Here is a 15,224-nt window from a genome sequence, read left to right as displayed (position 1 = left end):
GATTTTCGATAGTTCTATTTGAATGTGATATTTTTTGCGACACCTGGAGTTTCGGACAACACTTTCCAATCTTCACTACCTTGTTTTACCTGCACTTTATTTCCTTTGCCCGCCGTTATACTGATTTCTTTGCCTGCAAAGGTTTTTTCTGTTCCTTTATCAAGTGACCCGTTGAATGCGCTCTTGCCATCCACCGCAACGGAGACCCAAACTGCTTCATCTGTTTTTATTTGCAACTGAACTGTTCCCGCGCTTACCGTGGGACTGACACTACCTTCTGGTGATGCCGATGGACCTGGTGTCGGTTGGTTTTGTTCCACTAAAACCTCCCTCGTAACCGTACTTTCTTTGCCTCCAATACTTTTGGCACTGACACTAATTTTGTTTAAGCCGGGGCCAATTCCAATTGTTTCGGAAAAACTGCCGTCGCTTTGCACAAAAACTTTTTCCCCGTTTATTTTTACTTCCGCCGTCGGATCGGTCTTCCCTTTTACCGTAACATTATTTTCTTTTATTTTTGAATTATCAGCCGGAGAGGAAAGCGTTAATGCCGGGGCGCGCGTAAATCCACGCACCTCAAAGAAAAGATATGTTAAGGCAATTATCGCTACCAGCACACCTACGGTTACAGCGATCAAACGCGGTGAAATAATCAGTTTCGGACCATGAAATGATCTTAATTGGTGTGGGGTAATTTTTTGCTCTTTATGTACCCGCACGTTGGTCAGTTCGGTGGTAAAATCATTGACCGTTTGGTCGGCATCCAAACCCATAAATTCCGCGTATAATTTCACAAAACCACGCGCATAAACCTGAGCGGGTAGTTTTTCGACATCCAGCTCCTCAATCGCCTTGATGCTTTTTTCCTGAATTTTTAGCGCCCGAGAGACATCTAAAAGCGACTGGTGTTGCCACTCACGCTTCCGTTTCAATCTTTGACCAACCGGAACATATTCCAGACTATCCTCGGGAACGGGGTTCACCAAGTCTCCCGGATTACTGTAGGCACGGGGTTTTTTATCGGACATCATATGGATTTACTTTAGCATTACTAATTGATTTTCTCCTAGCCTTCACCGACACAAGTGCCTTTTAAACCCCAAATCCCAAACCCCAATGTCCAACAAAATTCCAAAATACTAATGACCAAATACGCGTTTTGGGATTTTAGTAATTATGGTTTTGTTGGACATTGGTCATTGGGATTTGGGGTTTAATAACCAAACCCACCCCCGCCCCGCTCTTCAGAGCGAGGCTCGCCCCGATGGGCGGCCTCCCTTGAATCCCACGTCACACAAGGTTATGTGGGACGCTGAAAGGGAGGGAATGACACGTCCAAAACCCACTACACTATCTCTCTATCACCTTCGTCTTGATATGTCTGATCTTCAAATTTCATTTCCGGTTCCGATTCGAAACTGTCTTCGCTTAAAATTTCATCACCACCGCCTAAAACTTCTCGCGGTTTCGCCCCATCCGCCGGACCAACAATTCCCTTTTGTTCCAGAACATCAATAATCCGCGCGGCTCTTGAATAGCCAATCCGCAGACGTCGTTGCAGGAGTGATGTAGAAGCTTTTTTGCTTTCACGCACAATTTTAATTGCATCATTGATAAGTGCATCATCAACATCGTCACCATCAAACCCTCCACTCATCCCGTTTGGCGACGATGGCTGGGTGGTAATCGAGAGATCATATTCCGGCGTACCGTTGCCGGCCAAAAATTCGGCGACGCGTTTCACTTCATCTTCCGAAATATAGGGGGCCTGTAGACGACGCGGTTTAGAAATATCTCCTCTTTGGAATAACATATCACCGTTGCCGAGTAATTTTTCCGCACCAGAGCCATCCAAAATAGTGCGTGAATCAATGGCCGAAGCAACATTGAAAGCGATGCGCGACGTGATGTTGGCCTTAATTAAACCGGTGATAACATCAACACTGGGGCGCTGTGTGGAAACAACTAGGTGAATACCAACGGCGCGCGCCATTTGCGCCAACCGTACAATCGCACTTTCCACCTCACGGCCGTATTTAACCATTATTTCCGCCAACTCATCGATAATAATGACAACAAAGGGCATTATTTCCCCTCCCGATCGACCGCGGTTGTATGACCCGATATCACGCTTCTTTACTTCCGCCAATTTTCGATAACGTGTTTCCATTTCTCCTACCGCCCACCGTAAACCCTGAATTGCTTTGTCCGACTCGGTAATGACAGGGGTTAAAAGATGCGGAATCCCGTTATACAAAGCCAGCTCAACACGTTTCGGATCAATCATAATAAACTTCAAAACAGCCGGGCCATTTTTATAAATTAAACTGGTAATTAAATCATTAATCATTACAGATTTCCCGGAGCCCGTTGCGCCGGCCACAAGCAAATGAGGCATCTTCGCCAAATCCGCAATGATACATTGGCCGGTAACATCTTTACCGACCGAAAATGGCAAAGCGTAATCTGTGCGTTGAAAATCCTTGCTTTCCAACATTTCTCTTAAACGAACAACGGCCACCGCCTTGTTTGGCACTTCAATACCGACTAAATTTTTCCCCGGAATTGGTGCTTCAATGCGAACAGGATGAGCCGAAAGCGCCATCGCCAAATCGTTATGCAAAGCGGTTAATTTCGCGAGTTTTACTCCTTCGTCCGGCTTCAATGTATATTGCGTTACCGTTGGTCCTACGTTTACTTCTGCCATTGCCACCGGAATACCAAAATTTTCCAACGTTTTTTGGATTATTATTTGCGATTTTTTTACATCACCACTAGCCGGTTTGGTTGTCACATTGGAAAGAAGTGATAATGGCGGGGGTTCATAAGGTGGTAACGAGGTTTTATTTTTGGGTGCTTCATCGCGCAAATCGACCGTTCGTTTGCCGGTAAGTTTCACGCTATCCAAAAGTCTGGTAGATAAAACGGGCAGCAAACGCTTTTCAAACACCACGTCACCATCTTCTTTTTCTGCGTCATTTTCTGTATCGCTTGCCGATTCTTCTTCCGTTTCCTCTTCCTCTTCCGATTCATCCGCATTGCGAAGCGACCGCAACCAGTCCAAAATATCGCCCGGAGTTTTATTGGTCGTCATCATTAAACCAACACCAAGAAATACCGCCAACAAAATAAACGAACCGACATTACCAATCCAAAGACGCAACCAATAGGACGCCATCCAGCCCAAGTAACCGCCACCTTGCCCGCGATCGATAAGCTCCAGCCCTTTTTCAATTGGCGCGAACATATGCAAAAGCCCGTGCGCGGAAAGCGCCAAAAGAATAATGCCGATATAGCGCCCGACGGAAAAATGAAATCGAGTTGGATCAAGACGCATCAGAGAGAACACGGCCAAGAAAGGCGGGAAAAGAAAAGCCCCCCAACCGAACAACGAGAAAAGTTGTGGCTTAATTACGTGCCCAACACTGCCCGCCAAATTAAACAGACTCAACGTACCCACCACGCCAATCAAAAACAAAATCAACGCGAAAATATTCTTCTTTGTTTCTGAACTCAATTCAAACCCACCCCAGTGTTTGGTAAAACGACTCAATAGTGGTTTTTTGTATTTCCTCCGTCGCATAGTGGACTGATTATAGCATATTTTGGCTTGTTTGTTCAGATTATTCTTGGTAACCGCTCACAGGTTAAGGAAAAAAAGATCATCGCTCCCACTTCCGATGTGGTGCCGAGGCACTTCATCGGAAGTGGTATTGGTTCGTCGTCAACGCTAACCTATACCACCTTCAAGGAAGAGCAAGCGTGCTCCACCTTGAAGGTAACTGACGCGTCTTTTCCTCGACCTGTGAGCGGTTACTTTCTTGAACACAAAATGTGTACGCCTACCCGATGCGTGTCGTTTTTACCGTCTTTTAATTCACTATCTTGTCGACAATCGACGGAACTTCTTTTGTAAAATATTCTTTAACTTTTTCCCATGTGGCATCAAAATAAACCTCCGGTTCGGGATCGCCTTCCGCATCGTCAAAATACACTAGACTTTTAAGAATGTGGTGATAATTATGCGCAATAAACGGATATTGTTCTTTAAGCCGTTTAACGATGTTTTCCAATGATTCGATGTTTGTCGCGCACCAATATAAATCAAAAAAATCTCTCTTCCTGCCCCGTTGAGAAATGGCCGTTATTTTCATCACCGCAACGTCAGTCTTATCAAGCACGCACACAGAACCATGTTGAATAAACCTTTGCTTTGGGATAAAAAACGGGTAAGCAATAAAACTTACTTTAGCCCCAAATAATTGCCCATAGATCGTATTTGTATCTTCAATATCTGTCTTCCAATTATCATTACCCAAAAAATTGGCAAGCAGTTTTTTACCATCAAAATCTTTTTGAACAGTAAAAAAATCTAAATCGAAAGATTTTCGATTCCCCGCCTGCAATGCCAAGGCTGTGCCTCCTGCCAAATACCAATCGGTTTTTTCCAACCAATTTTCCGCGGACAAAAAATCTAACGCTTTTTTTGTGTTAGCAGGCAGTGTTTGGTATTGCCAAACTATCTGTTGACCAAAAGCGTCCATAATTTTTTTGTGCGCGGCCTTAAACAGCGCGATTTAGAAATAATGTTTTGAAGCAGCGGTTTGTCATAAAAATCCAAGACCCAACGCGCTTCTTTATCGTTACCAAAATCCGCCACGCGCTCAATGATGTATTGCGCGTGTTTTTGCGGATCAATTTTCTTGGGATCGGTGTCCCAAAAGAGCGATTGTCTGAATTCCATATTGTAATTATAGCAAAAAAGAGGCCGTTTGGCAATGAATAATTTCACAAAATTTACTGTTCACAAATTAATGTTTTATCTGTGACCGACCCTGACTGCAGGGACGGTCCCAGATAAAAAAAACGCCTCGTGCAACAAAGCACGAGGCGTACTAACGCGACGACAACAGAATCAAGGTTGGGCGGGGACGGCGGCGGGTTCCTCGCAAGTCAAGTCGTCCGCAAGATAGTAGTAGTTCCAGATCCAGGACTCGCCACCCCAGTCGAGATAACGAACGCACACGCCATCGGCGTTGCGGTAGTGTGTACCCCAGAAGAAGACAGTCTTACCGTTCCAGTCTTTCGGAATCAAGAGGGGGTGAGCAATCAAGAAATCAAGCAGGTTGGCGTTAAAGCCCGCGTGAACTCTAAGCTCATTACCCAAATCGTACCCTCTGATCTGCCTGTCTCCCTTCTGATCCTCGGAGAGAAACAGCGCAATCTTCGCCGGCTCAAATTCGAACTGGCCACCCTTGTGATGCTCGAGAAGTTCCCAGCCATCTGGCATGAATGGATAGGCGTCGAGATCCACGATGTAAACGATCCTCGCTTGTCCAATGAAAAGGTCATAGCAATTCTGCAACATCGTGGGGTTTTCCGCGAGCGCATTGATCTTGGCCTTATTGAACCCTCTCTCTTCGGCCGCTGTGAAAAACTTGTGAGCCAAACCGAGAACACTGAATTCGGATTTTGTAGTCATTTGACCACTATCCTTTCTTTTGGGCGACTATCCTTGCGGATTTTGTCGCGATTTAGTGAAAACAACACACCGACACAGAACAGGCGATTATACTCCCAAAACAAGTTTTTGTCAATAATATAATATGAAAGTTAGTCTTTTGAGGCTTACTTTAGCCATTATTGGATATTTTTGTTTGGTTATTCATATTTAGGTTTCAAAATCCCAAACCCCAATGACCAATGCCCAACAAAATTCAAAAATTTTAATAACCAAAAAAAATCGCAACTTTGGAATTTTGATAATTGGGTTTTTGTTGGACATTGGGGTTTGGTCATTGGGATTTTTGGACTTAATACCAAAATTCCCGCACCTGCGGGAATTGGTTTCTAAGTCAGTTTTAACTAATCTTTTTTGCCCTTATACCCTGTTCCGACCGGGATTAATTTGCCGATGATGACGTTTTCTTTTAGACCCACTAAACGATCTTCACGACCGGTCACGGCGGCGTCGATTAAGACACGGGCGGTTTCTTGGAAGGAGGCGGAGGCGAGGAATGACGCGGTGGTCAACGAAACTTTAGTGATACCAAGCAACAATCTTTCACCAATTGCCGGACGGCTATCTTCTTTGGTAACGCGATTGTTTTCTTCAATAAAATCGGCAAGTTCATAAACACGACCAGGGAGTAGAGTTGTTTCACCACCGTCTTTGACGCGAACACGCGACATCATCTGACGCACCATAATTTCCAAGTGCTTGTCGTTGATGGCTTCACCTTGAATAGCGTACACGTCCATAACTTCTTTGATGATGTAATGTTGCACGGCGCCGGCGCCGGCAATTTTGTAGAGCTCCTGGACATTGACGTGACCTTCGGTAAGTTGTTGACCAAGAGACACGACGTCGCCAGTCTTTACCCAAACGGCCATATCCGGCGGGACCGGATATTCACGGGCGTCCGCTTCTGTTCCCTGCACCTTCAACTGTTTATCCGTGAGATGAATCAAACCCTTACGACGTGAGAATACTTCTTCACCTTCCATATCCATAAATAAGCGTTGGTTCGGTTCAATTTCCATGCCGTCTTCAATATTTTTGTCGATAATGAGTCCCGCGCGGTCATAGATTTCTTGTCCGGCAGATTGCGAAAGAACCGAAATCAACGGTTGGCCTTCGCGTTCGGACAAAGTGACCGTTCCACCGATTTCCGAAACCAAAGCTTTGTTTTTCGGCGCGCGTGCCTCAAACAATTCTTCGACACGCGGTAAACCTTGCGTGATATCCGTGCCACCCGACACACCACCATGGTGAAAAGTTCTCATTGTCAGCTGAGTGCCCGGTTCACCGATGGCTTGCGCGGCCACAATACCGGCGGCCTCACCCATATTGATCATCGCGTTGGAACCCAAATCCCAGCCATAACATTTTTGACAAATACCACGGAGCGTTTTGCAGGATAAGACGGAACGAATGATTACTTCAGGAACAGAAGCGGCATCAATCTGTTTGGCCTGTTCACGGTTGATAAGTGTGCCTTTTTTTACCAACACTTCCCCGGTTTTTTCATCTACAACGTCTTTGGCGACGAAACGACCGCGAATTCTGCGAAGTAAAGTTGTGCCCATATCTTGAGAATGTTTCTTGGAAATGATGCGACCAACCGTATCACCACAATCCTTTTCACGAATCACGATATCCTGGGCGACGTTTACCAAGCGACGAGTAAGGTAGCCGGCCGTTGCGGTACGAAGCGCGGTATCAGCCATACCTTTGCGAGTGCCGTGCGTACTGGTGAAATACTCCAAAACGTTAAACCCTTCTTTGAAGGAAGACTTGATTGGCAATTCGTTGGTACGACCGGTAGGAGAAATAACCAAACCTTTCATACCCATCATCTGCGTAACCTGACCAACTGATCCACGGGCGCCGGAGAACACCATCTGATAAACACTCTGGGAGGGCTGTAAAGATTTTTGCACCAATTCGGTAATTTTATTCTTGGCACTTTCCCAAATTTCAATGGTCTTTACATAGCGTTCTTCGTCGGTAAGCAAACCTGTTTCAAATTGTTCACGAATCTGTTCAATTTCTTTTTCCGAACTTTCGATAATGGCGTGCTTGCCTTCCGGCGTGTGCAAATCGTTCATTCCCCAAGAAGAACCGGAACGAGTGGCAAAACTAAAGCCAAGATCTTTCATCCGATCGATAAACTCGGCGGCTTGCTCGGTACCGAAAGTGGCAAGAATTTCACCCAACAATGCTTTGAGACGCTTCTTGTCGAATACTTCATTCACAAACTCGGCACCTTTTGGCAAAATTTCGTTAAACAAAATTCTACCGGCAGTTGTTTCGGTTAATTCATTGCTCTTGGCATTCAAACGAACCTTAATTTTGGCGTTAATGGCAATATAATTGGAATCGTAAGAGAAAATTGCTTCGGCCGGAGAACCAAACACATGACCTTCGCCTTTCGCGCCATCGGAAATACGGGAACCATAGTAGAGACCCAAAACCACGTCCTGTGAAGCGCCTGTTACCGGCTCACCATCGGACGGCTTAAGTAAGTTCTTGGAAGCCAACATAATGTCGTTCGCTTCTTTTCGCGCCGGAGTAGAAAGCGGAACGTGCACGGCCATTTGATCACCGTCGAAATCAGCATTGAATGGCGGACAAACCATCGGATGAATCTGAATGGCTTTACCTTCAATCAAAACCGGCTGGAAAGCCTGAATACCCAGGCGATGCAAGGTTGGCGCACGATTCAACATTACTTTGTGTGTTCGCGTCACGTCTTCCAGTGAATCCCACACTTCCGGAATTCCCTGTTCGATAAGACGCGATGCCGAACGAATATTGTGCGCCAATCCGCGCTTTACCAATTCATGAATAACAAACGGTTTGAAAAGCTCGAGTGCCATTAATTTCGGCAAACCACATTGATGCAAACGCAAGTGCGGACCGACAACAATGACGGAACGACCGGAATAATCAACACGCTTTCCAAGCAGGTTCTGACGGAAACGACCTTGTTTACCTTTCAACATATCGGCCAATGACTTTAATTGACGACGTTGACCAACGGCGGCGGCGGTGGTTGAACCGCGACGCGCATTGTTATCAATCAAAGCATCAACCGCTTCCTGAAGCATACGCTTTTCATTGCGCATAATTACTTCCGGCGCACCCATCTCAATAAGGCGACGCAAGCGATTATTGCGGTTGATTACGCGACGATACAAATCATTCAAATCGGAGGCGGCAAAACGACCACCATCCAACTGCACCATTGGGCGCAAATCCGGTGGGATAACAGGGATTGCCGTTAAGAACATCCATTCGGGACGAATTTTGCCACGAGAGAAACTGCGCACCAAAGACAAACGTTTTACCGCGCGCTTGCGCTTGGCCGCACCGGCGTCCGCCAAATCGCCTTCCAATTGTTTGGCCAATTTTCCAAGATCAATATGTTCACAAATTTGACGCAACACTTCGGCACCGATACCGGCGGAGAAAACATGGCCGTATTTCATCGATAAACTGCGATATTCCACTTCGGAAACAATTTGCAACGGCTTTAACACGCTTAATTCTTCACGCGCCCGTTGACCGGCTTTTTCGAGTTTTTGCAGTTCTTCTTCGCGTTCCAGTTCTTTCGCTTTCAATTCTTTATCCAGTTTCGTTTCGGTTTCTTTGCGAATTTTTTCGTCGGAAATATCTTTCAATTTCGTAGCCGCAGTTTGACGAATAACGTCTTCGGATTGTTTGTAAACTCTGGTTACTTCTTCACGCTTGGTCTTAATTTCCCGTTCGATGCGATTGCCAATTTCCTTACGAGCGTCTTCATCAACGGAGGTGATAATATAAGAAGCAAAATAAACAACTTTTTCCAATTGTTGAACATTAATATCCAAAAGCAAACCAACCTTAGACGGAATACCGCGCAAGAACCAGATGTGAGCAACAGGAGAGGCCAAATCAATGTGACCCATGCGCTCACGACGAACAATGGAACGAGTAACTTCAACACCACATTTGTCACAAATAATTCCCTTGTAACGAATGCGACGATATTTACCGCAATAACATTCCCAGTCTTTTACCGGCCCAAAAATGCGTTCATCAAACAAGCCATCGCGTTCCGGTTTTTGCGTGCGATAATTAATGGTTTCCGGCTTGGTAACTTCGCCGTGGGACCACTCGTGCATAACTTCCGGGCTGGCAAGCTTAAGCTTTACCGCCTCGAAATCCAACGCTTCTTGTTCTTGAAATTGGGCCATTTAGATAATAAGATAGTTAACAAATTTACTTATTCGCCTGAGTTATCGGTGCGAATGGTGCGGGTCGGCGTTTTTGTCCGCGCGTCCCCTTCACCATCAACATCGTTGTCACTTTCTTTTACGGCTGGCGTGCTGGTTTCGATTTCAACATCCAGTGCCAAACCTTTCAATTCACGCACCAATACATCAAAGGAAGCGGGAATATTTGGTGGACGAATTTCTTCACCCTTCACGATTGCTTCGTATGTTCGGGAACGACCTAACACGTCATCAGATTTAATCGTCAACATTTCTTGCAGGGTGTAAGCGGCACCATAAGCTTCGAGTGCCCACACTTCCATTTCTCCAAAACGCTGACCACCGCTCTGTGCTTTACCACCCAACGGCTGTTGTGTAACCAACGAGTACGGACCGGTGGAACGCATATGAATCTTATCTTCCACCAAATGATGCAGTTTCAAGATGTACATAATACCGACCGTGACCGGACGATCAAAAGGTTCGCCGGTTACGCCGTCCATTAACTTAACCTGTCCACTTTCCGGTAACCCGGCTTTGACCAATTCTTGCTTGATAATTTCTTCCGAAACACCGTTAAACGGAGGCGATGCGACCTTGTAGCCGAGTTTCTGCGCGGCCCAACCCAAGTGGGTTTCCAAAATCTGACCGAGATTCATACGGGAAGCCACACCCATCGGATTCAAAACAATATCAACCGGCGTACCGTCTTCGAGATACGGCATATCTTCTTCCGGCACAATGCGAGAAATAACACCCTTGTTTCCGTGACGACCGGCCAACTTGTCACCGACCTGTAATTTGCGGAGTTGCGCGACGCTTACCTGCACTTGTTGAATGGCGCCGGATGGCAATTTGTCACCCTTGTCGCGATCGAAAATTCTAATGCCAACGACTTTGCCGTGTTCACCGTGTTGCAAGTAGAGAGAAGTGTCTTTCACGTCGCGTGCTTTTTCGCCGAAGATGGCTCTTAACAATCTTTCTTCGGCCGTCAAATCGGTTTCACCCTTTGGCGTAATTTTGCCGACCAAGATATCACCGGAAGACACTTCCGCGCCGATGCGGATAATGCCGTCTTCATCCAAATTGCGGAGTTTTTCTTCACCGACGTTTGGAATATCGCGCGTTACCACTTCCGGACCGAGTTTTGTGTCGCGCACTTCAATCGTAAAATCTTCAATGTGAATAGAGGTAAACCAATCATCTTCAACAACGCGACTGGAAATCAAGATGGCATCTTCGAAATTACCACCACGCCACGGCACAAGCGCCACCAATAGGTTTTGACCTAAGGCCAATTCTCCGCCCTCAATTGAAGCACCGTCGGCTAATGCGTCACCACGCTTAACTTTGTCACCCTTGTTAATTCGCGGGTGTTGGGTCATCGAGGTGGACGTATTTGATCTTACAAAAGCCTGCAAAGGATAGGTGCGAACATTACCACCATCTTCTAAAACGCTAATGTGAGCGCCGTCCACTTCGGCGACTGTGCCATCGGCCTGACAGATTACCACGTGACCGGAATCAAAAGCCGCGCGACGTTCCATACCGGTACCAACAACAGGAGAACTTGGTTTGATACAAGACACAGCCTGACGTTGCATGTTTGATCCCATGAGTGCGCGCTGGGCATCATCGTGTTCAATAAACGGAATCAAAGCGGAAGCGACGGAAATTGGTTGGATCGCGGAAATATCAACGTAATCAACTTTATCGATGGCCACTTCTCTAAATTGTCCATGATCACGCGCTTCCACGCGATCGTTTACAAAGTGACCATCGGCACCAACCGGTTCGGCGGCGTGCGCGATCGCTGTGCGATCTTCTTTGTTAGCATCAATATATTCAACTTCTTTCGTAACCCGTGGTTTCACGCGAACATCAGTCATTCCTGCCGTTTCCAAAGCTTTGATATGGACGGCGGTAATTTTCGTCCTCCCTGGGATAATTACTTTTTCGTCTTTGCTAACAATATCAACCCAAGCCTCTTCCCCTTCCGCTTTGTCGAGTGGCAAAACGTGAGAAACTTTTTGGTACGGGGTTTCTAAGAAACCATAATCATTCACGCGGGCAAACGAGGCCATGTGACCGACCAAACCAATGTTTGGACCTTCTGGAGTTTCAATTGGACAAATACGACCGTAGTGAGAATAGTGGACGTCACGAACTTCAAAACCGGCGCGTTCGCGAGCCAAACCACCGGGACCCATCGCGGACAAACGACGCTTATGTTCCAATTCGGACAATGGGTTGGTTTGATCCATGAACTGTGACAACTGCGAGCTCGTGAAGAACTCCTTAATTGCCGCAATAATCGGACGAGCATTGATCAGTTGAGAAGGTGTAACGGTGTTTGGATCCATCGTACTCATACGGTCTTGCGCGATACGCTTCATGCGCTGGAGTCCAACACGGAATTTGTTTTGAATCAATTCGCCTACAGCGCGCACGCGACGATTGCCCAAATGATCGATATCATCGGCAATTTCTTGCGTCACGTTCAAACGAATCACTTCTTTCAAGATCGCCACCAAATCTTCTTTTTGGAGCGTGCGAGTTTCTTGCGCTTCGGAAAAATTCAAACCCAAACGATTATTCATTCTGTAACGACCGACACGTCCAAAATCGTAACGGTCGAAACGGAAGAACATATCTTCCACCATTTGACGGGCATTATCAGTGGTGGCCAAATCACCCGGACGAATCTTCTTATAAACTTCTTTCAAACCTTCCGCTTCGTTGTGGGAAGGATCTTTCGCCAACGACGCATCCACAAACGACATGTCCGGATCGGTGTCGGTTTCTTTTAAAGCATTACGAATTGAATCATCATCACCATAACCAAACGCGCGCATCAAAGCAGTCGCCACCACTTTGCGACGGCGATCAATTTTTACATACAACACGCCATCCGCGCCGGTTTCAATTTCCAACCAAGCCCCGCGATTTGGGATCACTTTCGCGCCATACCAATTACGACCGCGCGTAAAATTAGAGGTAAAAAATACGCCCGGAGAGCGTATTAATTGTGAAACTACGACACGTTCGACACCATTTACAATAAAAGTACCGCGATTGGTCATCACCGGAAATTCTCCGAGATAAACTTCTTGTTCTTTTACTTCACCGGTCTTTTTATTGGTCAAACGCACCGCCACGCGAATTGGCGCTTCCAATGTAGAGTTGCGATCCTTGGAAGTTTTTTCCGTATGTTTCGGTTCATCCAAATAGTAGTCCAAAAATTCCAAAGACATCGCACCGGCGTGCGCTTCGATTGGATTAAATTCTTCAAACAGTTCCGGCAAACCCGCTTCCAAAAACCAACGATATGAATTGAGTTGCGTTTCAATCAGTTGGGGGGCGGACGCGACATCATAGGTCTTCGTGAAAAACTTGCGGGACATCATGTTTCCCGAATCTACTGGTGACGAAGAAACCTGCCATTTCTTATGGTGTTCTTTTCGATCTTCTAGTTTTTGCTTTGAGGATTTTGCCACTTATTATTTTGTACAAGACTTAGGAGAACCTCGGGAGAGGAAATCTTGAAGATTTTGGTGGTGTAAATAAGAACCCGCAGATTGTGGATATCTTTCCTGACAGTTCATCATATTTAACGAAAAACGTCAACAAAGATACACCAGCACCGCATATTTTAATTTTCGCGGGCTATTTTATGCGAGATTCTATAGTGGACACCCCAAGATCTTGAAACACTGCTATCTTTATAAATCAACCCTGAAATCCTGTCAACAGGTGTGGACAAGTATCCCGGGAATAGATGCTTTGAGCCCCCCCCCCACCACCAGAGCAATCAGAAACGTTGTTGATATAAGCTTCAGAAAAAAATATTATTCTAGATAATATTTCTTATGTGCTGGATCCATCTGCACATGACGAACTAAAAAGGCAAAACCGATGCCAAATATTGCGCTTAGGCAACCAATAAATACCCCCATTAATATGGCAAATTTCCATGATCCGAGAGAATACCAAAACAATACGAACACATATAAAGCAATTGGAATACCGACCATTAATGATAGTTGGATAATTTTTTTTGCTGTGATTTTGACCGAGGGAGGATAAAGACCAAAAAGAACTATTGAAAAAAACCAGACCCATGCTCCAAACAACAAACCATCAATCCAGGCCCCAACCAAACCAATCTCCCGCACAAGGTTCCAACCAATCAAAACGCCAAAAAAAACACTAATAACCGCTCGCACAATTACCCGTTTCTTAATCATGGGTTGCATTATATCACAAATGAGCGAAGGCCTATTTCCTGCCGTATTCTCCAGAAATCATCACACAATGCCACTTCTATACAACAAATCCACAGGGTTATCCCCAGAGTTACACACAGGGCTTGTTTACCCTATTTTTGCAGTTCTTGAATCTTTTTCTTTAGCGGTGGAATGTCTTTTTGAACGGTTTCCCAGACTAACTCAATATCGACGCCAAAATATTCGTGAATCAGCAGATTGCGCATGTCCGCTATATCGCGCCATGGAATTTCAGAATTATCTGCTTTTAATTTATCCGGAAGATTATTAACCGCTTCGCCGATAATTTCCAACCGACGCATCACTGCGTCTTGTACAAGTGTTGATTGCAAAAAATCTTCGTGACTCAAATCAGTCACATGTTTTTCCAATTCCTCAACACTGTCCAAGATATAACCAAGGAGAATTTGTATATCCTTTGCCATCTTACAATATATCTACCGCTTCTTTTTCGACTTTTTTTCGCAATCGAGAATTAAGCGAACGAAAGGTCAGCAAATCCACCGACATATTTAGTTTCGCTTCCAAATTTCTTTTTAATGAAGACAAATCCAAGAGAGTTTTTTTTGAGCCAAATTCCACCAACAAATCCAAATCACTATCCTTGTAAACATTCCCTGTTGCGCGAGAACCAAAAATCGCCGACCGAATTACCCCGGCATTTTTTAGCAACGGCGTTATCTGCGCCGATATGTTTTTAATCTCGTCAGTCATGTCCCTATTATAATCTATTTCCGCACTCCAATCAACGGTGGATGACTATATTTTGGTAACACGGTTGACCCTTCATTACTACGACTTTTCCCCAACATATCCACTAACTCTGAAAATTCTCCTTCGATTCCCCACACAGGGACACCCAGCCCGAACGCCAACACATTGGCTTCGGTTACTCCAATCCGTAACGAAGAAAATCCACCCGGACCACTGTGCACCAGAATTTTTTCCAGTTGTTGTAAAGTTTTCCCGTTATTTTTTAAAAGTGCTTCAATTTTTTCCGTCAGATTTTCCGCGAGCTCTTGCAGAGCAAACCAAGAATCGGACGCGAAAACTACACCATTTTCAGCAAGACCAATTTTTACTGTCTTTGTTGTTGTGTCGATCAAAAGATAAAACATAAAATGAATTATGAGCTTTTAATTGCAAAAAGATAATCCGTATGAGGGAAGATAAAAGTAT

General features: G+C 45.3%; 11 protein-coding genes. All 11 read right to left on the bottom strand.

Annotated features, from left to right (window positions below; genetic code table 11):
- Positions 1-14 precede the first annotated feature (14 nt).
- The 11 genes from Q7S57_03675 to tsaB all read right to left on the bottom strand — a co-directional run bounded on the left by Q7S57_03675 (position 15) and on the right by tsaB (position 15,163).
- Positions 15-1,031, bottom strand: a complete 1,017-nt coding sequence (locus Q7S57_03675; protein ID MDO8512347.1) for a DUF4115 domain-containing protein — start codon at positions 1,029-1,031, stop codon at positions 15-17.
- A gap of 314 nt (positions 1,032-1,345) precedes the next feature.
- Positions 1,346-3,583, bottom strand: a complete 2,238-nt coding sequence (locus tag Q7S57_03670; protein ID MDO8512346.1) for a DNA translocase FtsK 4TM domain-containing protein — start codon at positions 3,581-3,583, stop codon at positions 1,346-1,348.
- Positions 3,584-3,872: 289 nt separating this feature from the next.
- Positions 3,873-4,544, bottom strand: a complete 672-nt coding sequence (locus Q7S57_03665) for a nucleotidyl transferase AbiEii/AbiGii toxin family protein (GenBank protein MDO8512345.1) — start codon at positions 4,542-4,544, stop codon at positions 3,873-3,875.
- On the bottom strand, positions 4,520-4,744 hold the full coding sequence (locus tag Q7S57_03660) for a hypothetical protein (GenBank protein ID MDO8512344.1): 225 nt from the start codon (positions 4,742-4,744) through the stop codon (positions 4,520-4,522). The genes Q7S57_03665 and Q7S57_03660 overlap by 25 nt, the downstream gene beginning before the upstream one ends.
- A 171-nt stretch (positions 4,745-4,915) precedes the next feature.
- The gene (locus Q7S57_03655; protein ID MDO8512343.1) at positions 4,916-5,482 is read right to left on the bottom strand and encodes a hypothetical protein; all 567 of its coding nucleotides are present in this window, start codon (positions 5,480-5,482) and stop codon (positions 4,916-4,918) included.
- 383 nt (positions 5,483-5,865) lie between these two features.
- The gene (gene rpoC, locus Q7S57_03650) at positions 5,866-9,741 is read right to left on the bottom strand and encodes a DNA-directed RNA polymerase subunit beta' (GenBank protein ID MDO8512342.1); all 3,876 of its coding nucleotides are present in this window, start codon (positions 9,739-9,741) and stop codon (positions 5,866-5,868) included.
- Positions 9,742-9,770: 29 nt separating this feature from the next.
- Entirely contained in the window at positions 9,771-13,256 is a 3,486-nt protein-coding gene (locus Q7S57_03645; protein MDO8512341.1) for a DNA-directed RNA polymerase subunit beta, read from the bottom strand.
- 351 nt (positions 13,257-13,607) lie between these two features.
- Positions 13,608-14,006: a hypothetical protein gene (locus Q7S57_03640; GenBank protein MDO8512340.1), complete on the bottom strand. Its 399-nt coding sequence runs from the start codon at positions 14,004-14,006 to the stop codon at positions 13,608-13,610.
- Positions 14,007-14,137: 131 nt separating this feature from the next.
- On the bottom strand, positions 14,138-14,470 hold the full coding sequence (locus tag Q7S57_03635; protein MDO8512339.1) for a DUF86 domain-containing protein: 333 nt from the start codon (positions 14,468-14,470) through the stop codon (positions 14,138-14,140).
- 1 nt (position 14,471) lies between these two features.
- Entirely contained in the window at positions 14,472-14,759 is a 288-nt protein-coding gene (locus tag Q7S57_03630; protein ID MDO8512338.1) for a nucleotidyltransferase family protein, read from the bottom strand.
- A gap of 14 nt (positions 14,760-14,773) precedes the next feature.
- Positions 14,774-15,163 carry a tRNA (adenosine(37)-N6)-threonylcarbamoyltransferase complex dimerization subunit type 1 TsaB gene (gene tsaB, locus Q7S57_03625; GenBank protein ID MDO8512337.1) on the bottom strand — a complete coding sequence of 130 codons (390 nt, stop codon included), beginning with the start codon at positions 15,161-15,163 and terminating at the stop codon, positions 14,774-14,776.
- Positions 15,164-15,224: the final 61 nt, after the last annotated feature.

It is taken from the genome of bacterium (genome assembly GCA_030647555.1).
In the GTDB taxonomy this organism is placed as follows: domain Bacteria; phylum Patescibacteriota; class Andersenbacteria; order UBA10190; family CAIZMI01; genus CAIZMI01.
This window is presented reverse-complemented; position numbering and strand designations above follow the sequence as displayed.